The organism is Thalassospira lucentensis MCCC 1A00383 = DSM 14000 (assembly GCF_000421265.1).
Lineage (GTDB): Bacteria > Pseudomonadota > Alphaproteobacteria > Rhodospirillales > Thalassospiraceae > Thalassospira > Thalassospira lucentensis.
This window is the reverse complement of record NZ_ATWN01000003.1, coordinates 310,397-331,883: the sequence shown is the minus strand read 5'-3', so window position 1 is coordinate 331,883 and position 21,487 is coordinate 310,397. Positions and strand designations below refer to the sequence as shown.

The 21,487-nt window shown below is 54.3% G+C and carries 21 protein-coding genes; all 21 read right to left on the bottom strand.

The window, feature by feature from the left end; genetic code table 11:
* Positions 1–10: 10 nt before the first annotated feature.
* A complete protein-coding gene (locus K355_RS0108285; protein ID WP_022731659.1) occupies positions 11–2,053 on the bottom strand; it encodes a hypothetical protein in 2,043 nt (680 codons plus the stop codon).
* Positions 2,054–2,223: 170 nt separating this feature from the next.
* The gene (gene leuB, locus K355_RS0108280; RefSeq protein ID WP_022731658.1) at positions 2,224–3,327 is read right to left on the bottom strand and encodes a 3-isopropylmalate dehydrogenase; all 1,104 of its coding nucleotides are present in this window, start codon (positions 3,325–3,327) and stop codon (positions 2,224–2,226) included.
* A 91-nt stretch (positions 3,328–3,418) separates the two neighbouring features.
* The gene (gene leuD, locus K355_RS0108275) at positions 3,419–4,030 is read right to left on the bottom strand and encodes a 3-isopropylmalate dehydratase small subunit (protein WP_022731657.1); all 612 of its coding nucleotides are present in this window, start codon (positions 4,028–4,030) and stop codon (positions 3,419–3,421) included.
* A 4-nt stretch (positions 4,031–4,034) separates the two neighbouring features.
* The gene (locus K355_RS0108270) at positions 4,035–4,223 is read right to left on the bottom strand and encodes a hypothetical protein (RefSeq protein ID WP_022731656.1); all 189 of its coding nucleotides are present in this window, start codon (positions 4,221–4,223) and stop codon (positions 4,035–4,037) included.
* Positions 4,224–4,235: 12 nt separating this feature from the next.
* Positions 4,236–5,642, bottom strand: coding sequence for a 3-isopropylmalate dehydratase large subunit (gene leuC, locus K355_RS0108265; protein ID WP_022731655.1), 1,407 nt, complete (start codon positions 5,640–5,642; stop codon positions 4,236–4,238).
* A gap of 628 nt (positions 5,643–6,270) precedes the next feature.
* Positions 6,271–6,681, bottom strand: a complete 411-nt coding sequence (gene rplS, locus K355_RS0108260) for a 50S ribosomal protein L19 (RefSeq protein ID WP_022731654.1) — start codon at positions 6,679–6,681, stop codon at positions 6,271–6,273.
* A 3-nt stretch (positions 6,682–6,684) separates the two neighbouring features.
* Positions 6,685–7,401, bottom strand: coding sequence for a tRNA (guanosine(37)-N1)-methyltransferase TrmD (trmD, locus tag K355_RS0108255; RefSeq protein ID WP_022731653.1), 717 nt, complete (start codon positions 7,399–7,401; stop codon positions 6,685–6,687).
* A gap of 3 nt (positions 7,402–7,404) precedes the next feature.
* Entirely contained in the window at positions 7,405–8,079 is a 675-nt protein-coding gene (rimM, locus tag K355_RS0108250) for a ribosome maturation factor RimM (protein ID WP_022731652.1), read from the bottom strand.
* Between the two features lie 47 nt (positions 8,080–8,126).
* Entirely contained in the window at positions 8,127–8,537 is a 411-nt protein-coding gene (rpsP, locus tag K355_RS0108245; RefSeq protein ID WP_022731651.1) for a 30S ribosomal protein S16, read from the bottom strand.
* 162 nt (positions 8,538–8,699) lie between these two features.
* Complete coding sequence (gene ffh / locus K355_RS0108240; protein WP_022731650.1) at positions 8,700–10,187, bottom strand: signal recognition particle protein; 1,488 nt, start codon at positions 10,185–10,187, stop codon at positions 8,700–8,702.
* 232 nt (positions 10,188–10,419) lie between these two features.
* Complete coding sequence (gene panC / locus K355_RS0108235) at positions 10,420–11,289, bottom strand: pantoate--beta-alanine ligase (RefSeq protein WP_022731649.1); 870 nt, start codon at positions 11,287–11,289, stop codon at positions 10,420–10,422.
* A gap of 60 nt (positions 11,290–11,349) precedes the next feature.
* Positions 11,350–12,195 carry a 3-methyl-2-oxobutanoate hydroxymethyltransferase gene (panB, locus tag K355_RS0108230; protein WP_022731648.1) on the bottom strand — a complete coding sequence of 282 codons (846 nt, stop codon included), beginning with the start codon at positions 12,193–12,195 and terminating at the stop codon, positions 11,350–11,352.
* A 214-nt stretch (positions 12,196–12,409) separates the two neighbouring features.
* The gene (locus tag K355_RS0108225; RefSeq protein ID WP_022731647.1) at positions 12,410–13,108 is read right to left on the bottom strand and encodes a cyclic nucleotide-binding domain-containing protein; all 699 of its coding nucleotides are present in this window, start codon (positions 13,106–13,108) and stop codon (positions 12,410–12,412) included.
* A 79-nt stretch (positions 13,109–13,187) separates the two neighbouring features.
* Positions 13,188–13,379 (bottom strand): cbb3-type cytochrome oxidase assembly protein CcoS, encoded by a 192-nt coding sequence (gene ccoS / locus K355_RS0108220; protein WP_022731646.1) that lies wholly within the window; start codon positions 13,377–13,379, stop codon positions 13,188–13,190.
* A complete protein-coding gene (locus K355_RS23525; RefSeq protein WP_022731645.1) occupies positions 13,376–15,805 on the bottom strand; it encodes a heavy metal translocating P-type ATPase metal-binding domain-containing protein in 2,430 nt (809 codons plus the stop codon). Before K355_RS23525 ends, ccoS begins: the two co-directional genes overlap by 4 nt.
* Complete coding sequence (locus K355_RS0108210) at positions 15,802–16,320, bottom strand: FixH family protein (RefSeq protein WP_022731644.1); 519 nt, start codon at positions 16,318–16,320, stop codon at positions 15,802–15,804. The genes K355_RS23525 and K355_RS0108210 overlap by 4 nt, the downstream gene beginning before the upstream one ends.
* A gap of 36 nt (positions 16,321–16,356) precedes the next feature.
* Complete coding sequence (ccoG, locus tag K355_RS0108205) at positions 16,357–17,850, bottom strand: cytochrome c oxidase accessory protein CcoG (protein WP_022731643.1); 1,494 nt, start codon at positions 17,848–17,850, stop codon at positions 16,357–16,359.
* A 242-nt stretch (positions 17,851–18,092) separates the two neighbouring features.
* The gene (gene ccoP / locus K355_RS0108200; RefSeq protein ID WP_022731642.1) at positions 18,093–18,965 is read right to left on the bottom strand and encodes a cytochrome-c oxidase, cbb3-type subunit III; all 873 of its coding nucleotides are present in this window, start codon (positions 18,963–18,965) and stop codon (positions 18,093–18,095) included.
* A gap of 15 nt (positions 18,966–18,980) precedes the next feature.
* The gene (locus tag K355_RS25355) at positions 18,981–19,142 is read right to left on the bottom strand and encodes a cbb3-type cytochrome c oxidase subunit 3 (RefSeq protein ID WP_022731641.1); all 162 of its coding nucleotides are present in this window, start codon (positions 19,140–19,142) and stop codon (positions 18,981–18,983) included.
* Between the two features lie 14 nt (positions 19,143–19,156).
* Entirely contained in the window at positions 19,157–19,888 is a 732-nt protein-coding gene (ccoO, locus tag K355_RS0108190; protein ID WP_022731640.1) for a cytochrome-c oxidase, cbb3-type subunit II, read from the bottom strand.
* A gap of 12 nt (positions 19,889–19,900) precedes the next feature.
* Positions 19,901–21,358: a cytochrome-c oxidase, cbb3-type subunit I gene (ccoN, locus tag K355_RS0108185; RefSeq protein ID WP_022731639.1), complete on the bottom strand. Its 1,458-nt coding sequence runs from the start codon at positions 21,356–21,358 to the stop codon at positions 19,901–19,903.
* Positions 21,359–21,487: the final 129 nt, after the last annotated feature.

Sequence of the window (21,487 nt, the reverse complement as noted above, 5' to 3'; positions counted from 1 at the left end):
TTCGAAACGCCTATTTTGCGTTCTCATTGGCCTGAATGGTCAGCCCCAAAAGATCGGCTGTCGCAGGTGGTTGCATGCCGCCCGCGGCCAGTACGCCAAACGGAACAGGTGCATCGGGTGCCAATGTGACGATCAGGTGCTGTGGATTGCTAAACCAATCGACAAGCTCGGTCAGTGCATTTGACAGGCGAGGATACTGTGCGAACTTTTCCTGCGTTTGCATCAGGACCATTGCGCCAACCAGTTGCAAGTCCTCGGCGGTTTGGCCATTGCCCTGTGCCGCCAGCCTGAGGAATATTTTCACCAGTTTTTCACCTTGAACCTCAAGACGGGCAGCATTGAAGCTTGTTTTGGTCAAAGCGATTTGGCGTAGTTTTTCGGTCTGATCAAGGCGGGTTGAATTCAGTTCGCCCATGATTTCAGGTGTCAGATTACCAACACTTGCTGAAAGACTTATGCTGCCAATATCGTCGATGGATGTTTCCTCGATGTCGTAGGTATAGACACCGCTTTGATCATCCCACGTGACATTGATTTTGCCATTGAGACTGAGACGGTCAAAGTTTTCGAGGCCGGTCATACTGGCGATCAGGTCTTTCACCGGGGAGGTGTTGGGAAGTTCGATATACATTCCCTGAACGGCGCTGCGGCCCTTTTTGGCAAAGGTGGTGCCGTTTCCGTCAAAACGGACGGGATCACCGATGCTGGCCGACGCACGATCAATGCCAAACTTAAGGTTCTTGTTGGCATCAGTGTTGCCTGACAGCGAAAGGTCGGACACCAGGAAGCTTTCATAGACCATCGGTGACAGCAGAACGCCAAGATCACCAAGTGTCTGGTTTTGAGCCTTTTCGATCTGTGCCATCGGATCGTTGCTTGTCGGGGTGCCGTACATTTCAACAATTTGTTGCATACGGCTTAAAGACACTTTCGATATTTCGAAATGGCCAAGTTTGAAAACCGGCTTGTCTTTATGGTCCATCAGGTCGAACTGAAAATCTGAAACTGCCAGTTTAGCAACCTCGCCGTCTTTCAGGCCGTTGACGGCAACGCTGCCAAGTTTGGTGGTAAATTCGTCCTGAGAACTCGACATTTCGGTGACAGAGAAAGCATCGACCGACAGGTTATCAATCAGATGCTGCCATTCGCGGGCATCCAATTTATTGTTGCTATCAAATGCGTCAGAGCGAATGGATTGTTTCAAATTGGTCAGCGCAATTTCGCCAAAGCTGATTTGCGGTTTGTCGTCTTTGGAGGCTGTCACTTCGGTCAGGCTGATGGCCTGTGCACCAGATGAACTCAGACCATCAAAGGCAAAGCTGGAGAGGGTGATTTTTTCTTTGTTAGCCCGTTCAAGCAGCACGCCGGTTCCCGACAGGGCAGAGCAAAGATCGAAAGGCTTTTCAGATAAGTCGAAGGCTGTTTCGAACGATTGGGTGACGTCACAATCTGAAAAAGAAGCTGTTTCAATAGAAAGGCTTTGTTTTTCAGACGGAAGCACCAGACTAAGGTTTTGTAAGGTTAATCCCCCAAGTCGGCTTTCGGTAATATCATCAAGGGCGATCAGATCGGCCTTTGCCGTGCGGCCCAAGCCGTCTTCGACGTGAACGCCAGGCAGTTCGGCAGCCTTGGCAGCATAGTGAATGGCGCCATCCTTTTGGATAATGCGAAGATCAATTAAGGATGGTGCCGGGGACGATAGACGCGCGTCTTTGTTTTCGATCTGTCCGTTGTCCACGGTGACCGATCCCGCCAGAGTATCGCCAAACGGATTGGCATTCAGCAGCGTCAGCCAATTGACCTGTTCGAACTTTACGGTATCTCCGGTGATGGTGGCGCCGTCGGCGGTGCGCAGCGACACATCGGTTGCCGACATGGTGCCGCCAAACAGCGAGAGTGCGAAGTTATCGAATTCGCCGTGCAGTTCTGATCTGGGATTGGTCAGGTAGCTGCGGAACTGATTTTCAAAGAAAGAAGGGGCGGCAAAATGCGCAGCGGTGGCCGCGATTGCAACGACAGCAACGCCGCCAATAATGATTTTAGTTTTGCTCATGTGGCCCTGCCTGGGTGCGTTTGAAGATGCATTATTTGGATGATTGTATTTCAACACCTTCTGGCGTGCGCGATGCGGTGTCAACCCACCCTAAGGAACAGGAAAGCAAACGGGCCGGACTACAAAGTAGCCCGGCCCGTGGGTATCATCGTGGCAATTTGATCGGTTGATCAGGCCATTTTGTCGAGTTCGTTGATCAGGGCTTCGCCCATCACCGTGGTCGAAACTTTGGCCATGCCGGGCTGCATGATGTCGGCGGTGCGCAGACCACCTTTCAGCACGTTCTGAACAGCTGTTTCGATCATGGTTGCGTCATCACCCATGTCAAACGAGTAGCGCAGCATCATGGCAAACGACAGGATGGTGGCCAGCGGGTTGGCGATGTCCTGACCGGCGATGTCCGGGGCGGAACCGTGTACCGGCTCGTAAAGGGCTTTGCGCGCACCGGTGTCATCGGCCGCACCAAGGGACGCGGACGGCAACATACCGAGCGAGCCGGTCAACATGGCCGCACAATCAGAAAGAATGTCGCCAAACATGTTGGTGGTGACCATCACGTCGAACTGTTTTGGGTTACGAACCAGCTGCATGGCGGCGTTATCGACATACATGTGGCTGACCTCGACTTCCGGGAAGTCTTTGGCAACGCGTTCGACAACTTCACGCCACAGAACGGTTGATTCGAGAACGTTGGCCTTATCAACAGAACACATGCGCTTGTTGCGTTTCATCGCCATGTCAAAGGCAACGCGGGCAATGCGTTCGACTTCGGGTTCGGAATAGACCAGCGTGTTAAAGCCAAAGCGAACGCCATCGCGTTCTTCGATGCCACGTGGCTGACCGAAATAGATGCCGCCGGTCAGTTCGCGCAGGATCATGATATCAAGACCCTTAACGATGTCTTCCTTAAGCGTTGATGCACCGACAAGCGCGTCAAACACAAGGGCGGGGCGCAGGTTGGCAAACAAGCCCATTTCCTTGCGGATTTTCAAAAGACCGCGTTCCGGTTTGATATCAAACGGAATATCATCCCATTTCGGACCACCAACAGCGCCAAGTAGAACGGCGTCTGCGGCCATGGCTTTGGCAAGCGTTTCGTCGGTCAGTGGATTGTTATGCGCATCAATCGAAGCACCGCCGATCAGGCCTTCGGTGGTTTCGAAATTTACGTCGCGCTTTTTCGCCATCCAGTCCATGACGCGCTGAACCTGACGCATGACTTCCGGGCCGATACCGTCGCCCGGCAGCATCAATACTTTTTTGGTGATGGTCATAAATGAATCCTTCCCAGAATATATCGGGGCCATTCACCCCGTAGAGATAAAAAAGGGGCGGCAAACATCGGGCTTGCCACCCCTTTTTGAATTACAGCGACAGCCAAGGCTGGCTTGCAGCACGCTTGGCTTCGAATGCGTTGATGGCGTCGCCCTTTTGCAAGGTCAGTCCGATGTCATCAAGGCCATTGAGCAGGCAATGCTTGCGGAAGGCTTCGACTTCAAACTTGATGCAGCCGCCGTCCGGACCGGTGATTTCCTGTTTTTCAAGGTCAATGGTCACGGTGGCGTTGGAACCACGTTCGGCATCGGACATCAGCTTGTCGACATCTTCGTGCGGCAGACGGATCGGAAGGATGCCGTTCTTAAAGCAGTTGTTATAGAAGATGTCGGCAAAGCTTGGCGCGATCACGCAGCGAATGCCAAAATCAAGCAGCGACCACGGGGCGTGTTCACGCGAAGAGCCGCAGCCAAAGTTGTCACCCGATACCAGAATCTGTGCTTTGCGATAGGCTGGCTTATTCAGAACGAAATCAGGGATTTCGTTGCCATTGTCATCGAAGCGCATTTCATCAAACAGGTTCTTGCCAAGGCCGGACCGCTTGATGGTTTTGAGAAACTGTTTGGGAATGATCATGTCGGTATCGACATTGATCATCGGCAGCGGAGCGGCGACGCCGGTCAGTGTGTTGAATTTATCCATTGTCTTATCCCTTGCTTCCGGTTTCCCAGGCGAGACCAAGTGCTTCGATCAATTCTTCGGTTGCGTCAATTTCCTGTGCGACAAAATCGGGCAGGTTAATGCCTGTGAGTTGCGGCAACAGATGTTCGAGCACCGGGGCGCGTCCCAGTCGGGGGGCGCTTTCACGAAAATTGATGTGGGCCTGTTCTGCCATGGGAACCTGTTCTTAACCGAGTTTACGAATGTCAGTCAGATGACCGGTGATCGCAGCCGCTGCTGCCATCGCCGGGCTGACCAGATGGGTACGACCCCCACGGCCCTGACGGCCTTCGAAGTTACGGTTCGAGGTTGATGCACAACGCTCACCCGGTTCCAGACGGTCCGGGTTCATCGCCAGACACATCGAACAACCCGGTTCGCGCCAGTCAAAACCAGCCTCGATAAAGATTTCATGCAGGCCTTCGGCTTCGGCCTGTTCTTTGACCAGACCAGAACCCGGGACGATCATGGCATTGACTGTTTCGCAAACCTTACGGCCCTTGGCGACAACGGCAACAGCACGCAGATCTTCGATACGACCGTTGGTGCAGGACCCGATAAAGACACGGTCAATCTTGATGTCTTCGATCGGCGTTCCGGCGGTCAGACCCATGTATTCCAGCGAACGGGCAATGGCTTTTTGTTTGCCCGGATCGGACGAATCCGTTGGTGCCGGGACTTTGCCGGTGACCGCAACGACGTCTTCCGGGCTTGTGCCCCAAGTGACCTGCGGGACGATGTCGGCGGCATCCATTTCGACAATCTTGTCGTAATGCGCACCTTCGTCAGACGGCAGCGTCTTCCAGTATTCGACGGCTTGTTCGTATGCGGCACCCTTTGGGGCCATCGGACGGCCTTTGATGTACTCAAAGGTTTTTTCATCCGGTGCGATCAGGCCAGCGCGTGCGCCACCTTCGATCGACATGTTGCAAACCGTCATGCGGCCTTCGACCGACAGGGCGCGGATGGCAGAACCGGCATATTCGATGACATAACCGGTGCCGCCAGCAGTACCGATGCGGCCGATAATGGCAAGGGTGATGTCCTTGGCGGTCACGCCGGGATGCAGATCACCTTCTACCTTGACCAGCATGTTCTTTGCCGGTTTTTGAACCAGCGTCTGGGTGGCGAGAACATGTTCGACTTCGGACGTGCCGATGCCAAAGGCTAGTGCGCCGAATGCACCATGGGTGGAGGTGTGCGAGTCACCGCAAACCATCGTCACACCAGGAAGGGTGAAGCCTTCTTCGGGGCCGACAATATGGACAATGCCCTGACGCAGGTCAGACATCGGGAAGTAATGAATGCCGGTGTCGGCAGCATTTTTATCAAGGGTTTCAACCTGAATGCGGCTGTCTTCTTCCTTGATGCCTTCGGAGCGATCAGACGTCGGAACGTTGTGATCGGGCACGGCAAGGGTCAATTCAGGATGGCGCACTTTGCGACCGGTATTGCGAAGGCCTTCAAAGGCCTGCGGGCTGGTCACTTCATGGACAAGATGACGGTCAATATAAATCAGGCAGGTTCCATCATCCTGCGTGTCGACCACATGGCTTTCCCAAATCTTGTCAAAAAGGGTTTTAGGCGCACCCATCTCGACCTCCTCTTAAAATCGATCTCATATGCAGCGACGATCAGACTTTGGTACGCAGATCGGACATTAAACCGGGGATTTCGACCGAATAACACCCGTGGGGTGCGATACGGTTTGGCGCGCTTGGTCGCCTGTTCCTCCGGGCATCCGGGTTTATCCCGGCTTGCGAAATATTATTATCCAGAACCGCGCGGGTTTGATCGTTTTTGCCGCGGGAGTGCCTTTATACACCTCGGTCCTTAAATCGCAAGCCGCCGGGCGGGTGTTTTTCCGTGTGGCACACCCTTAAATAGAGTCGTGGGAAAAACAGCATCCCATAGTAGCTAAATGCGACAGAATCCTGATAGGTAAGGGATATCTGATATAATGAAAGCTGATGAAAATATCGTATGGTTTCTGCGGACATTGGGAAATCGGGTGGAAATCATGCGATTCGGTATAATGCACGCATAGGATGTATTTCTGTGTGCTTGATCACTTGGTAGCCGGTCCGGAGTTCTTTGGCTTTCAGGTGATCACGTCATCAGGCACGTCATCAGGTCGGATTTGCCCGTGGGTCTGATAAAATAAAACGGGCCCACCCGAAGGTGAGCCCGCTTATTATTCCGACACATCGGAACGCCAAGAATTACTTCTTGTTTTTGGTGCGTTCTGCGGCGGTCAGTTTGCCTTTGTGGCCGGTGGTCTGCTCGGCGATACGTGCAGATTTACCGGTACGACCACGAAGGTAGTAAAGTTTTGCGCGACGAACGTCACCGCGGCGAACGACTTCGATTTTGTCGATGGCCGGGGAGTAGTTCTGGAATACGCGCTCAACACCTTCGCCCGATGCGATTTTACGCACGGTGAAGGAAGAGTTCAGGCCGCGGTTCTTACGCGCAATGCATACGCCTTCGAACATCTGGATACGCTCGCGGGTACCTTCAATGACTTTCAGGTGTACACGAATGGTATCACCTGCGTCGAATTCCGGGACTTCGCGCTTTGCAGCGATTTTGTCGAGCTGCTCGGTCTCGAGCTGCTGGATGATATTGGTCATGGTTTAACCCTCTTTGATGTGCCCGTTTGCAACATACGCGTCCCAAAGGTCGGGTCGCCGCTCACGGGTAATTTCTTCTGCCTGAGCATGCCGCCAGGCTTGTACCTTGGCATGATGACCGGAAAGCAAAATCTCCGGCACGTCACGCCCGTTCCAATTGGCCGGGCGCGTGTAATGCGGATATTCAAGCAACCCGGTTTCAAAGCTTTCCTCATCAACGGAGGCGGTCGTATTGACCGTTCCCTCGATCAGGCGAATGCACGATTCAATCAGGACCATGGCCGGCAGTTCGCCGCCCATGAGGATGTAATCACCGATGCTGACCTCTTCGGCCTGATGTTCATCCAGAACCCGTTGGTCGATACCTTCGTAACGACCGCAAAGCAGGATGGCACCCGGACCCATTGCCAATTCACGGCAACGTTTCTGGTTCAGCACTTTCCCCCGCGGGCTGAGGTAAATCAGCGGTAACTGCGGTGCAGATGCACGCAATTCCAACAGGGCGGCGTCGACAATATCCGGGCGCATGACCATACCGGCCCCGCCCCCAAAAGGATTGTCGTCTACAGTGCGGTGGCGGTCGGTTGCATGATCGCGGATGTCTTTGACATCAAGCGACCAGATCCCGTTTTTGAGCGCCCGGCCAGCCAAGGACTGACCCAGAACGCCCGGAAACATTTCCGGGAACAATGTTGCAACTTTTGCCTGCCACACAGACATCGATCAGGCCTCCTTCCCGCTGCCGGTCGCGTTTTCCGCGCCTACTGCATCAGCAGAGACGGCATCAGAATCGCGGTCGGCCTGAGAGTCTTTGCGAGATTTGTTCGGACGACGTGCGCGATTGCCCGGTCCTTCCTCATCTTGCAGTAGCCCCTCGGGCGGATTTACCACCAGCTTGCGTTCCGACAGAACCACCTCTGGCACAGCTTCCTTGGTAAACGGAAGAACAACAACCTTGCCCCGGACTTCTTCAAGCGCGACTTCGATAACATCGCCTGCGCCAAAATCAGCCACACCCCGCACGGTGCCAAACAGCGAACCATCAATGTGGTAAGCGGTCAGACCAACAAGGTCAGCAAGATAAAATTCGTCTTCGTCTATCGTTTCAGGCAGTGCCGTCCGCGGTACATGTAGCTTGGTTCCCCGCAGCCGTTCGGCGGCGTCCCGGTCGTCCACACCTTCGATCTTTGCGATCAGCTGGTCGCGGACATGTCCGACAGGGGACAGCTTGTATTTCAAGCGGCCCTTGGCATCGAACAACGGGCCGTAACCGACAAGGTTATCCGGGTCGACGGTATAGCTTTTGACGCGGACAGCACCACGCACCCCGTGTGGAGCGGTGATCATGCCAACGCAGACATAAGCGTCGTCGTTTTTGGATTTGCGGGTATCAGCCATTTCGGTTCACAAGTTTCCGGTATCTGATCAAAGCGTACGTTCAGCGATTATTCGCCAGCAGCTTCTTCAGCAGGTGCTGCTGCTTCGGCAGCGGCTTCCGCAGCAGCGGCAGCAGCAGCTTCAACTTTTTCAGCTTTTTCGCGAAGACGTTCCTGAGCTTTCGCTTTCGGAGCAGACTTCTGTGGCTGTTCGGTCGGTTTGAACGCTTCGGCCAGGCCAGCTTTGCCCAGGAAACGTGCAACGCGTTCGGTCGGCTGTGCGCCAACTGAAAGCCAATATTTGATGCGTTCTTCTTTGAAGGTTACGCGGGTGTCAGAATCCTTCGGGAGCATCGGATCGTAAGTACCGACGCGCTCGATGAAGCTGCCGTCGCGCGGGGCACGAACGTCAGCAACTACGATACGGTAGTACGGACGCTTTTTGGCACCGCCACGGGAAAGACGAATCTTAACAGCCATTCGGATAAGTTCCTTTCAGCTTGGGTTTGTAGTCTTCTACATCATGGCCCCTAGGGGCCTATTCATTTAGTCTATGGGCGCCGGCTTTATGGGCCGGTTTGGTTCCTGATCAGAATTCGGTACGAACACTTTCAGGAACACGTTCGAGTATCTGGGGTCTGGCTATTTCTTCTTGCCGAACCCCGGAAATCCAGGAGGCATGCCACCGCCGCCCCCTAATCCCGGGAAGCCGGGCGGTAAACCGCCGCCGCCACCGGTTAATCCTTTTGGCAAATTATTCAGGTCGGGCATGTCCCCGCCTTCAAGCATTGCCGGGTCCATTTTCGGCATGCCGCCAAACAGACCCTTTTTACCCATCTTGCCCATCTTTTTGATCATGGTGGACATGGTCTGGTATTGTTTCAGAAGCTTGTTCACATCCTGAACCGAAAGTCCGCAACCCGCGGCAATACGCTTTTTGCGCGATGCCTTGATCAGGGCCGGGTTTTCGCGTTCCTTGGGCGTCATCGACAGGATGATGGCTTCCTGATGTGTCAGAAGTTTCGGATCGATCTTGGTCTGCGACATCTGTTTTTTCAGCGCGCCCATGCCCGGCAACATTCCCATGATGCCCGAAAGATCACCCATGTTCTGAAGCTGTTTGAGTTGGGACAGAAGATCGTTGAGGTCAAACTGACCTTTACGAAGCTTCTTGGCCATTTTCTCGGCGTCTTCGGCCTTGATGTTCTCAGCGGCTTTTTCAACAAGACTGACAACATCGCCCATGCCGAGAATGCGGTTGGCAATACGATCAGGATGGAAGGCTTCCATCTCGTCGATTTTTTCACCAACACCGAGCATCTTGATCGGGCAGCCAGTAATCTGACGCATCGAAAGTGCTGCACCACCACGTGCATCGCCGTCAACACGGGTCAGAACGATACCGGTGATGCCGACTTTTTCGGCAAATTCCTTGGCGACATTGACCGAGTCTTGACCGGTCATTGCATCGGTGACGAGCAGGGTCTCAACCGGGTTGACCGCATCACGGACCTGGGCGACTTCGCTCATCAGTTCCATGTCGATATGCAGACGACCAGCGGTATCTAGGATAACTGCGTCGTAGCCTTCTTTGCGGCCCATATCCATGGCGCGCTTGGCAATCGAGACCGGCTTTTCGCCCATCACGATCGGAAGGATACCCAAACCATTATCGTCGGCCAGAACCTTCAGCTGCTGCTGGGCGGCCGGACGGTAAATATCGAGCGACGCCAGAAGGACTTTCTTGTTGCGCTTTTTGGTCAGGTGCAGCGCGATCTTGGCGGAACTGGTAGTTTTACCCGAGCCCTGCAGGCCGACCATCAAGATTGGAACAGGCGGGGTGGAGGCAAGATTGATTTCTTCGCCATCGCCCAGCATGTTTTTAAGTTCGTCATGGACGATCTTAACAACCATCTGACCCGGTGTTACCGAGCGCAGAACATCCGCGCCAATCGCACGTTCGGTTGCATTGGAGATGAAGGTTTTAACGACCGGCAGCGCCACGTCAGCCTCAAGCAAGGCGACGCGTACTTCGCGCATGGCTTCCTTGACGTCAGATTCCTTGAGCGCGCCACGTTTGCGCAGCTTATCAAGAACCCCGCCAAGGCGATCGCTTAGTCCTTCAAACATTCCAAATCCCGTCTGTGTTGCTGGTGTTTCCACCGTGTGCGCACAAAAAACTAAAACCCAGTGCTCGAAAACTCGAGGACTGGGGGAGTCACCTCTGGGGCGACCTTTGGTAGGCAGGGTTTATGGGATCGGCTGTCGGGAGTCAAGCGCTATTGGGCGCAAAAGCGCAGAACATCGCGCTTTTTGAGTCAATTACGTCCCAATCAGTGATTCTGCCAGCCCAACCGGGTGTTTAACCCGCAGTATGGGCAGGCTCAATCGCGTGATTGTCAATCAAACGGGCTTTTCCCAAACGGGCGGCCACGAAGACTCGCGCCGGTTTGGTGACGGTTTGCGTGACAGGTTCGAGGGTCTGTGCATCGCGGATTTCAAGATAGTCAATCGGATCAAAACCCGCCGACAAAATATCTTCGCGTCCCTTGGCCAAAAGCGGGCCAATGTCGGCCCCGGAGGCCGCCGCAGCGGTGATAGAGGCAAGAACGCGGTTCAGTGTCGGGGCAATCGCGCGTTCATCGGGTGTCAGGTATCGGTTGCGTGATGACATGGCCAAGCCGTCTTTTTCGCGCAGGATTTTTGCACCTATGATCTCGACCGGGATGTTGAGGTCGGTGCTAAACCGGCGAATGACCATCAGTTGCTGATAGTCCTTCTGGCCGAAAATTGCGCAATCAGGCAAGGCTTGCAGCAAAAGCTTGGTGACGATCTGGGCGACCCCGTCAAAGTGGCCGGGCCGGGCCGCACCACATAAAACGTTGGTCATGCCACCATCGACATGAACCTTGGTGGCAAAGCCGTCAGGGTACATTTCATCAACCGAGGGCGCAAAACACAAGGCGACCCCGGCTCCATCAAGCAATTTCTGATCATCAGGAAGGGTGCGTGGATAGGCACCGAAATCCTCGTCCGGGGAAAACTGGGTCGGATTGACAAAGATGCTGACGATCACGCGGTCAGCGTGTTCAAGGGCCAGTTTCGTCAGGCTGATATGGCCGTCATGAAGCGCGCCCATGGTCGGGACCAAGGCAACACGAAGACCTTCGGCGCGCCAACTGGCGACAGTCGCGCGCAGATCAGCGACAGTGTGAACAGTCGTAAGGGACATCTTTATCGTCGAACCGAAAATTTCCAGAAATTGCGGCGGTCATATGGGCAGGTTTAGCCCTTAAACCGCGCGCAAGTTACCTTTTTTCGCAATGCCAAAGCAATGTTCATCCGATGGGAATTTCCGGGTACGGACTTCCTCGGCATATTTGCCAACTGCTTCGGATACGGAATCCCCAAGGTTGGCATAGCGTTTGACAAATTTCGGGGTGAAATCGGAAAATAGCCCAAGGATATCTTCGGTCACCAGAACCTGACCATCACAGGCAACCGATGCCCCAATGCCGATGGTCGGGATATCGATGGTTTCGGTGATCTGGCGTGCGACGCCTTCGACCGTTCCTTCGACGACGACGCAAAAGGCACCGGCCTTGGCAACAGCCTTGGCGTCGGTGATCATTTTCTGGGCGGCATCGTCGCCGCGTCCCTGGCTTTTAAACCCGCCCATGGTGTTGACCTGTTGGGGCATCAGGCCGATATGGGCCATGACGGGAACGCCGCGCGCATTAAGAAACTCGATGGTTTCAGCCATTTCAGCCCCACCTTCAAGCTTCACCGCAGCACAGCCGGTTTCGGCCAGAATATGGGATGCGGTCTGGAACGCCTGTTCCTTGGAACCCTGATAGCTGCCAAAGGGCAGATCAACAACAACGCAGGCGTTTTGTGATCCGCGCATAACGGCCTTGCCATGGTTGACCATCATGTCGACGGTGACGGCAAGGGTACTTTCCATGCCATAGACAACCATGCCCAGTGAATCGCCAACCAAAAGCAGGTCGCAATGTTCATCAAGGCGTTGAGCCATCGGTGTTGTATAGGCCGTCAGGCAAACAATCGGTTCAAGGCCCTTGCGGGCACGGAGTTGTGGAACGGAAACCCGCCCCGTCTTTTTGCTGGTGGCACTCATGACGTTTCTCCCCCGGTCCTACCGGAATTTGCTGCCCGATCTATGTCAGGCGAGGGGTCATGTTTACAATATGATGACCATTTGCGGGAAATGTTTTTTCGCAATCGCGGAATAAGCAATTCGGCCAATAGCTTGCAATTAAGCGATGTTTGTTCGTGCTGTTCGAAGGATATTGACCGATTTGGACAAATTGCGTTGCACGCGCACAGTAAAATTACAGACCTTCGGCAAGATCTTGGAGCATCTCACGACCGACGGCTTCAATATGGCGGTTGTCTTTTAGTGAAATCGTGGCTTCCTTGCGCAGCTGGGTCAGGGTGCGCGACACGGTTTCAATGGTCAGGCCAAGATAATCGGCAATGTCTGAACGGCTCATGGGCACGTTGATCATGTCGCTGTCTTCGCCGCGATGTTCCTGACGGCGGGCCAGCATCAACAGGAAGGATGCCACTTTTTCCTTCGCCGTTTTACGGCCGAGTAAAAGCATCTGGTCCTGTGCGGCAGCCAGTTCATCGACAGCCATTCCCAGCATGCGTTTTTCAAGCTGCGGGAAGTCATCAAACAGTTTTTCAAGCTTTTGACGCGGAAAACGGCACGCGGTTACCGGCTCAACCGCCTCGGCGGTGTAGCTGTAATTTGTATTGAGTGCCAGACCCAGAAAATCACCGGCAAACAGAAAACCGGTGATCTGACGGCGGCCATCGCCAAGAAGCTTGTACAGTTTTACCGAACCCGACGTGATGTTGAACACATAGTCGGCGTCTTCGGCTTCGTGGAAGATAGTGTTATGACCGTCAAACTGAACATGGGTCAGAATTTGGCGCAAATGATCATGCTCTGATCCGTGCAAAGACGAGCAGAACGTCAGGTCCTTAATAGAACAGGCTTCGCAAAGTTGTGGGCGGACTGCCATTGCAAACTCCGTTGCTCGTAATCCAAGACGTTCAGGCAATGACAATCTATGCGATTTGGCAGGTATGTTTCAAGCTATTCTAACTCTTGTCTTGTGTAGTTTGATTACGATTTTTGTGTGATGGGGTTTCATCGTCATCATCAAACAGGATGCGATTGGCTGCCCCTTCCATATCGTCGAACTGCCCGGATTTAAGCGCCCATAGAAACGCCCCCAAGCCAAGCAAGCCAAGAAACAGTGCAATCGGGATCAGCAGTAAAAGGTTGCTCATGCCATTGGGGCTCCGGCGTGTTGAGGGGCGGGCGAGGTTTGCGGGTAAGACGGATTGCGAGTTTGTTTGCCATTTGCGTGCAGGCGCAAGGCATTGGCAATCACCACCAGCGAAGACGAGGACATGGCAATTGCCGCAATCAACGGGGTGACCAATCCCGATACCGCAAGCGGGATGGTGATCAGGTTATAGGTAAAGGAGATGGAGAAGTTTTGCCGGACAAGTCGGTCGGCCTTACGCGCGATATCAAGGGCTTCGATCACTGTGCTAAGGCGGTCGCCCTGAAAAACAATGTCGGCAGCATTCTGACTGATTTCGGCCGCACTGGCGGGGGACATTGATGCGTGGGCGGCGGCCAAGGCCGGGGCATCATTGATGCCGTCACCGACCATCAGATCAAACATACCAGCGTCACGTCGTTTTTGAATATGGGCGGCCTTGTCGGTTGGTGTCAGGCGGGCACGCCATTTGGTAATGCCAAGTCGTTCGGCAAATTGTCGCACCGTTTGTTTGCGGTCGCCGGAAAGAAGGCTGATGTCAAACCCGTCGTTGCGCAGATGTTCGATGACGTCGCCCGCGTCAGCACGCGGGGTATCGCGAAAGACAAAGCGGACCGGGGATTGGCCCGGTTGCGTCATCCAGATTTCAGGTCCGTAAATGTCGCTGGGAAGATCGGCCTGTTCGGCGACATCGCAAAAGAACCGACTACCAAGGCGAATTTCACCGGCAAGTGTTTCAACCATCAGACCCAGCCCCGGCTTTTCAACCACATTTTTGAGCGGTGAAACATCACCGGCCGCACGCACCAGCGCACGTGATAAGGGGTGGTTGCTGTTGGCAGAAATTTGGGCGGCAAGGGCCAGTGCATCCGGATCAACCGGGCCATATAGTTCGGGTTTGCCGGTGGTCAGTGTGCCGGTTTTATCGAAAATCACCCCGGTAATTTTTGTCAGCCGTTCCAGTGCAGTTGCCGATTTGACAAGAATGCCGGCACGGAGCAAACGGCCCGTGGCAATGACTTGGACCACGGGGACGGCCAAGGCCAGTGCGCAGGGGCACGTGATGATCAAAACCGCAATGGCATTCATCAGCGCGTCATTCCACGGAACGCCGCCCACAAGCCACCAGCCAACAAAGGTGAGGAGCGACAGTAAATGGACCACCGGGGCATAAGCCTTGGCCACCCGGTCGGCAATCGCGACGTATTTTGCCCGGCCCTGTTCGGCATTTTCCATCAGGCGGACGATTTCAGACAGAAGCGTGCTATTGCCTGTTGCCGTTACACGGATACGCAAGGGGGCGGATATATTGGTTGTTCCTGCGAAAACCGTTGCGCCGGGCTTGATTTGGGCAGGGATGCTTTCACCGGTAATCACACTGGTGTCGACATCTGACTGGCCGTCGGATACTTCGCCGTCAATGCCAATGCGTTCGCCAGCTGCAACCAGAACGGTCATGCCGGGTTTTGCTTTTTCGGGCGAAACAAGGCGTCTGGTGCCGTTATCTTCAATGATTGTGATTGAGCGCGCGCCAAGGGATAAAAGATGTTCGGCAGCGGATCTGGCCTGCCCGCGGGCACGGCCATCAAGGTAACGCCCGATCAGTAAAAAGAACAAAAGCGTAATGGCGGAATCATAATAGGCGTGTGGTGCGCTTTGGATGGTTTGTGCCAAGCTCATGCCCAAGGCAAGGATCACGCCGAGACTGATTGGCACATCCATGTTGACCCGACGATGGCGGATGGCCCCCAAGGCAGACCGATAAAACGGCATCCCGGCATAGGTCGCAGCAGGCACGGCAATCAGGGCGGAAATCCAATGAAACAGATCACGGGTTGCCCCGCCCATGCCTTGAAAATATCCCGCCCAGACAGATACAGACAACAACATGACGTTGCTGGCGGCAAAACCGGCAACTGCGAGACAGCGCAGCAGTTCTTTGTTGCGCGACTGGGTGGCCTGTTCAAGGGCGGCCGGGTCAAATGGAATAACCCGGTAGCCCATTTGAAGAACAGGACGCAGCAAGCCATCGACATCTTCAATCTTGCCCGTCCAAGACAGGCGCAACCGGCGTGTGGTCATATTGACCCGTGCCGCCACGACGGAAGCATTTCGTTGCAAAAGGGTTTCAATCAACCAGACGCAGGCGGCACAATGAATGCCATCCACCATCAGATGCAGGTGATGCGTGCCGTTGGCATCCGTGCTGGCAAGGTCGGTGAAATCGAAATGGCCGAAATCCTCTTCATCCGGGCGAAGGGCCCGGACTTTGGGATCAATCGCGCGGCGTTTGTAATAGGACGATAGGCCCAACTCACCCAAAAGCGCGTAGGCACCTTCACAGCCCGTGCAGCAAAAATCTGGTGCGGCAGGGGACATGGATGTGACGCGTTCGCCGCAATGGCGACAGGTGGCAGATTGGTTCATGGCTGTACGACGACATACTCGACTGTTTGGTAATCATCCCCCATGGCGTGTGCGATGGTACGCAATTGCCAGCGGCCATAAACCGGGAAATTGGCACTGGCGCGATACTCGCCCGGTGCGATTTCGACCATCGGTACGGTCTGATCAAGGTCGTCGCGGTCTGAACGGTTCAGCACGACAGACATTTTCGCCCCGGTAATCGGATTGGAGTCGCGATCGCGAAACAGTACGGAAATGGTCGCGTTTTGGTTTATGACGCCTGCAACCGATAGCTTGCTGCGCCAGCCAAGTTCTTGTTGGCGGGCCGCACCGGACATGGCGGCATTGTAATTATTGCCTTCTTCAAAGGCGTGTTTGGTGACAAGTCCGTTCCAGCTGGTCATGGAAAAGGTAATAAGCGAGATATTGGCAATCAGCATGACAGCGAAACCGCCAACAAAGTACCACGGAATCCAGCGGTCCGACTTGCGCGGGCCGTTTGTGTTTGTCGATTGTGAGGTCATCTGTGTTGCCATGGGTTTATCTCCTGTGCCCAAGAACGCGGTGTGTCACTAATGCGCGGTCTTCGGGCCGGCAAATACTGTATCATAGGTTATGGAATTGGCATCTTTTCGGTCGGTGACTTTGAATTCAAACGGGGTTGCATCACCGTCCAGGCTGTCGGGGGCGGCGGAAATAAAGACGCGGAAACTACCCACCCGATCGGGTGCTACATCAAGATCAAAACTACCGTCCTGATTGGGTTCAAGTCCGATGACCTGCATTTGTGTCGGGGTGATGCCCGTGACCGTCAGTGCATAGGTTTTTGTCGCCTGTTCCTTGTTCAGGACCTTGATCGTGTAACCGTTGCGTACATCCCCGTCCGACAGACGGACAAACAGCGGGTTGCGATCGCGCAAGACATTCAGCTCAAGGACAGAACGGTTGAGCAAACCAAACATCATCACCGATGCGACAAGGGTCAGAATGACGGCATAGAAAATCGTGCGTGGGCGAATGATGCGTGTATGGGTGGCTTTGCCCATGGCGCGAAGCTGGGTGTTTTGGATGGAGTCAAACCGGACCAGATCGCGCGGGAAGCCGACCTTGTCCATCATCTCGTTACAGGCATCGATGCACAGCCCGCAGCCAATGCATTCCATCTGCAGGCCATCACGAATATCAATCCCGGTCGGGCAGACATTGACACAGGCATGACAATCAATGCAGTGCCCGGTTTCGGGGACTTCGCCGCGCACAAGATTTTTGCGTTTGATCGGGCCGCGCGTTTCGCCGCGCCAGTCTTCGTAGGTGACGATCAGGCTTTCATCATCAAGCATCGCAGACTGGAACCGTGGCCACGGGCACATATAGGTACAGACCTGCTCACGACCCCATCCGGCCAGAAGATAGGTTGAAAAAGTCAGTGATGCGATGGTGACATAAACCGCAAGAGACGCATTGCCGGTGAAAACATCGACGATAACCGTTGGTGCATCATTGAAATACAAAACAAACGCGCCGCCAGTTGCCATTGCAATGCCGACCCAGGCCAAATGCGTTGCACCGATTTTCCAGATTTTTTCCAATGTCCATTTTGATTTATCAAGACGCACACGCGCATTGCGGTCGCCTTGGATATGGCGTTCGACCAGCATGAAAAGATCGGTCCACACTGTTTGCGGGCAGCCATAGCCGCACCAGATGCGACCAAATAGTGACGTTGCCAAAAACAGTCCGATGGCGGCCAGGATCAAAAGCCCGGTGATGTAATAGACTTCCTGGGGCCAGATTTCGATAAAGAAGAAATAAGCGCGCCCCAGATCCATATCGATCAAAACCGCCTGATCGGGGGCGGTTGGCCCGCGGTCCCAGCGCAGCCACGGGACAACCCAATAGATTGCCAAAAGGGCAATCAGGGCAAACCATTTGAGGTTTCGAAAATACCCGGAAACACGTTTGGGGTAGACCTTGTCGCGGGTTTTATAAAGCGGTTGGTCACGATCATCTTCACCATCGGCGGCGATCGTGTTGGGGGTGGGATGCTGCAAATCGGACATGGCCATGTTCGCTACCTGAATTTTTCGCCGCACAACTTCGACTGCTCTCTGTGGTGGAACCACCAGCCGGGCTCTGCGGCGGCGCTGACATAACATTTGATGTGTTTGACAGCTTTGTGGGGCAGGCTCGAATTATTCAAATCTTAGACTGAAAGTACAAAAAGCCCGCCGCTGTCACCATGATGCATGTCAATTGCTGACAGGCTCATTTATGTGACGGGGCGACGGGCTTTCTATTTGCGTGGGCCTTACTGACCACCGCCAAGGGAGTGGACATAAACGGTCAGCATTTTGATGGTTTCTTCGTCCAGTCGGTCGCCCCAGGCAGGCATCACACCGCGCCTAGAATTTGTCACGGTGTCCGTCAGCGTTGCCTGATCGCCGCCATATAGCCAGATGGCGTCGGTCAGATTTGGGGCGCCGAGTTCCTGAATGCCTTTGCCGTTGTCGCCATGACAGGCAGCACAGTTTTCTTCAAAAACAATCGCGCCACGCTGGGCAGCATCGCCGTCGGTTGCCCGATTGGAATAGCCCATGACAAACTGCACGACATCGCTGATGTCTTCGCGTTCAAGCAATCCATCACGGCCAAAGGCAGGCATGTCGTTAAGGCGGGTATCTTCGTTTGCATCCCAGCGAATGCCGACATGAAGCGTTTCATTGATCGCGTCAAGCGAACCGCCCCAAAGCCATGCATCATCCTGAAGCGACGGGAAACCGGGATTGCCCGCCCCCCCCGTGCCATGACAGGGCGCACAGTTATCAGCAAAGATCGCCTTGCCCCCGGCCATCGAGAAATTCAGAAGTTCCGGATCATTGACAACTTCACTGACATCAAGTGCAGCCAGACGTTCCATGTAAGGGGCGCGTTCGGCAGCAACATTGGCCATGGTTTCGTGCAGTTGGGTGCGGTTGGTCGTGCCAAACGTCCCCTTGAGATAATCGGTCGCGGTTGGCCATGATGGGTAAACAACCCAATAGCCAACAGACCAGATGATGGTGACCCAGAAAACGTAAACCCACCAGGATGGCAGGGGCGTATTCAGCTCCTTGATGCCATCCCATTCGTGGCCGGTTGTTTCACGCCCGGATACTTGGTCTTTTTCGACGTTTGTCGGCATTGCTCTGTTCTCCCCTTAATCCTGATCCCGCAAGGGAATCTGGGCATGCGCTTCCATGTCTTTGTTGCGTTTTTTGCTTGGCCACATGACCCATGCAATAATCGCGCTAAACAGCAGCATCAGCCACAAACCCCAGAGAGGACGGAAAAAGTCAGCAAGTTGCGTAAAGAATTCCATGACTTTCCCTTCCCCTAGCGCAGGTTCATTTGCGGGTTGTACGTGGTAAAGTCGACCATCCGGCCCAACACTTGCAGATACGCAATCAGTGCATCCATCTCAGTCAGTTTTTGCGGATTGCCGTCAAAATCACCCGTCGCCGCCTTCGGATAGCGTGCAAGGAAATCGTCGTCATAGGCGGCGTCCTCGCTTGCTTGCAGGTAAAGGTCTGCCTTGGCGGCCTCGATCATCTCGTCGGTATAGGGAACCCCAACCATTTTGAGTGTTTCGAGATGCGCCTTGGCGTCATCGAATTCCAAAGCACGGTTCGCAAGGAACGGGTAGCCCGGCATGATCGATTCTGGAACGACAGAACGCGGATCGGTCATATGGGCAACATGCCAGGCATTGGAATATTTCGCACCGACACGGGCCAGATCGGGACCGGTTCGTTTTGATCCCCACTGGAACGGATGGTCATACATCGATTCGGCCGCAAGGCTGTAATGACCATAACGTTCGACCTCGTCACGGAACGGACGGATCTGCTGGGAATGGCAATTGTAGCACCCTTCGCGGAGATAGATGTTGCGACCCGCCTGTTCGAGCGGTGAATAGGGGCGCACCCCTTCGACCTTTTCAATGGTCTGTTCCATCGTAAACAGCGGCACAATTTCGACAATGCCGCCAATGATGATGGTCAGGAAAATGCCAAGGATCAGAACGAAGACGTTCTTTTCAACAATATGGTGTTTTTTAAGAAGCATGTTTCGTCCCCCTTATTCGGCCGCAACGGTTGCGGGTGTGCCAATCGGTGCTTCGTTGCGCAGATCGCCGCGGATCGTCTTGTAAACGTTCCAGACCATCAGGAACGAGCCGAGCAAGAACAGCAGCCCACCCGTTGCACGAATGATGTAATAGGGATGCATCGCCTCGACCGTTTCGATGAAGGAATACTGAAGAAAACCAAGTTCATCGTAAGCGCGCCACATCAGGCCCTGCATGATCCCCGATACCCACATCGAGGTGATGTAAAGAACGATGCCAATGGTGCCGAGCCAGAAGTGATGTGACACAAGGCGCATGGAATAAAGGCGTTCACGGTTCCAAAGGACCGGGATCAGATGGTAGATCGCCCCAAAGGATACGAATGCGACCCAGCCAAGTGCGCCGGAATGTACGTGACCAATGGTCCAGTCGGTATAATGCGACAGGCCGTTAACCGCCTTGATCGACATAACAGGACCTTCGAAGGTCGACATGCCATAGAAACCAACAGCCGCCACCATGAACCGCAAGACCGGATCAGTGCGCAGTTTGTCCCAGGCACCTGAAAGGGTCATCAACCCGTTGATCATCCCGCCCCAGGACGGCATCCACAACATGATCGAGAAGGTCATGCCAAGGGTCTGCGCCCAGTCAGGAAGGGCGGTGTAATGCAAGTGATGCGGACCGGCCCAGATATAGAGGAAGATCAGCGCCCAGAAGTGAATGATCGACAGACGGTATGAATAGACCGGCCGTTCGGCACGTTTGGGGATGAAGTAATACATCATGCCAAGGAAGCCAGCCGTCAGGAAGAAGCCAACCGCGTTATGGCCGTACCACCACTGGGTCAAGGCATCCTGAACGCCGGAAAACATCGAATAGGATTTGGTGCCAAACAGCGAAACCGGGATTGCAAGGTTGTTGCCCAGATGGAGCATCGCAATCGTGACGATGAACGCCAGATAGAACCAGTTCGCGACATAAATATGCGGCTCGCGACGTTTGAGAAGCGTGCCGACAAACACAGCCAGATAGCAGACCCAAACTATGGTCAGCCAAAGATCGACAAACCATTCTGGTTCAGCATATTCACGACCCTGAGTAACGCCCGTGACATAGCCGATTGCCGCCATGACGATGAAAAGCTGATATCCCCAGAATACAAATGCCGGAAGCGCCTTTCCGCCATAAAGCGAGGCGCGGCAGGTCCGCTGCACCACATAGAATGACGTCGCCAGCAGCGCATTGCCGCCAAAGGCAAAAATCACCGCAGACGTATGCAACGGGCGCAAACGCCCGAAGTTGAGATATTCGATATCGAAGTTGAGGGCCGGAAACGCCAATTGCCAGGCGAGAACATCGCCCACCAAAAAACCAATCACACCCCAAAATACGGTCGCCAATGCGCCCCAGCGCACAACGTCCATATTGTAATTAACAGCAACAGATGATGGTGCTGTCTGTGCCATGCTCCCCTGGCTCATGCTCGACTCCCGTTCAAGGTATTCGGGGAACTGGTCAACCCTTGGCTGGCCGGTTCCAATCTGTCCCGGTGAACGGCATGCTGCTTACAAGCTGCCATTCCCCTGCACCAAAAG

What these genes read in the sequence shown, in the direction of transcription:
- K355_RS0108285 (WP_022731659.1), bottom strand. Translation starts at nt 2,053, where the DNA reads ATGAGCAAAACTAAAATCATTATTGGCGGCGTTGCTGTCGTTGCAATC.
- leuB (WP_022731658.1), bottom strand. Translation starts at nt 3,327, where the DNA reads ATGACCATCACCAAAAAAGTATTGATGCTGCCGGGCGACGGTATCGGC.
- leuD (WP_022731657.1), bottom strand. Translation starts at nt 4,030, where the DNA reads ATGGATAAATTCAACACACTGACCGGCGTCGCCGCTCCGCTGCCGATG.
- K355_RS0108270 (WP_022731656.1), bottom strand. Translation starts at nt 4,223, where the DNA reads ATGGCAGAACAGGCCCACATCAATTTTCGTGAAAGCGCCCCCCGACTG.
- leuC (WP_022731655.1), bottom strand. Translation starts at nt 5,642, where the DNA reads ATGGGTGCGCCTAAAACCCTTTTTGACAAGATTTGGGAAAGCCATGTG.
- rplS (WP_022731654.1), bottom strand. Translation starts at nt 6,681, where the DNA reads ATGACCAATATCATCCAGCAGCTCGAGACCGAGCAGCTCGACAAAATC.
- trmD (WP_022731653.1), bottom strand. Translation starts at nt 7,401, where the DNA reads ATGTCTGTGTGGCAGGCAAAAGTTGCAACATTGTTCCCGGAAATGTTT.
- rimM (WP_022731652.1), bottom strand. Translation starts at nt 8,079, where the DNA reads ATGGCTGATACCCGCAAATCCAAAAACGACGACGCTTATGTCTGCGTT.
- rpsP (WP_022731651.1), bottom strand. Translation starts at nt 8,537, where the DNA reads ATGGCTGTTAAGATTCGTCTTTCCCGTGGCGGTGCCAAAAAGCGTCCG.
- ffh (WP_022731650.1), bottom strand. Translation starts at nt 10,187, where the DNA reads ATGTTTGAAGGACTAAGCGATCGCCTTGGCGGGGTTCTTGATAAGCTG.
- panC (WP_022731649.1), bottom strand. Translation starts at nt 11,289, where the DNA reads ATGTCCCTTACGACTGTTCACACTGTCGCTGATCTGCGCGCGACTGTC.
- panB (WP_022731648.1), bottom strand. Translation starts at nt 12,195, where the DNA reads ATGAGTGCCACCAGCAAAAAGACGGGGCGGGTTTCCGTTCCACAACTC.
- K355_RS0108225 (WP_022731647.1), bottom strand. Translation starts at nt 13,108, where the DNA reads ATGGCAGTCCGCCCACAACTTTGCGAAGCCTGTTCTATTAAGGACCTG.
- ccoS (WP_022731646.1), bottom strand. Translation starts at nt 13,379, where the DNA reads ATGAGCAACCTTTTACTGCTGATCCCGATTGCACTGTTTCTTGGCTTG.
- K355_RS23525 (WP_022731645.1), bottom strand. Translation starts at nt 15,805, where the DNA reads ATGAACCAATCTGCCACCTGTCGCCATTGCGGCGAACGCGTCACATCC.
- K355_RS0108210 (WP_022731644.1), bottom strand. Translation starts at nt 16,320, where the DNA reads ATGGCAACACAGATGACCTCACAATCGACAAACACAAACGGCCCGCGC.
- ccoG (WP_022731643.1), bottom strand. Translation starts at nt 17,850, where the DNA reads ATGGCCATGTCCGATTTGCAGCATCCCACCCCCAACACGATCGCCGCC.
- ccoP (WP_022731642.1), bottom strand. Translation starts at nt 18,965, where the DNA reads ATGCCGACAAACGTCGAAAAAGACCAAGTATCCGGGCGTGAAACAACC.
- K355_RS25355 (WP_022731641.1), bottom strand. Translation starts at nt 19,142, where the DNA reads ATGGAATTCTTTACGCAACTTGCTGACTTTTTCCGTCCTCTCTGGGGT.
- ccoO (WP_022731640.1), bottom strand. Translation starts at nt 19,888, where the DNA reads ATGCTTCTTAAAAAACACCATATTGTTGAAAAGAACGTCTTCGTTCTG.
- ccoN (WP_022731639.1), bottom strand. Translation starts at nt 21,358, where the DNA reads ATGGCACAGACAGCACCATCATCTGTTGCTGTTAATTACAATATGGAC.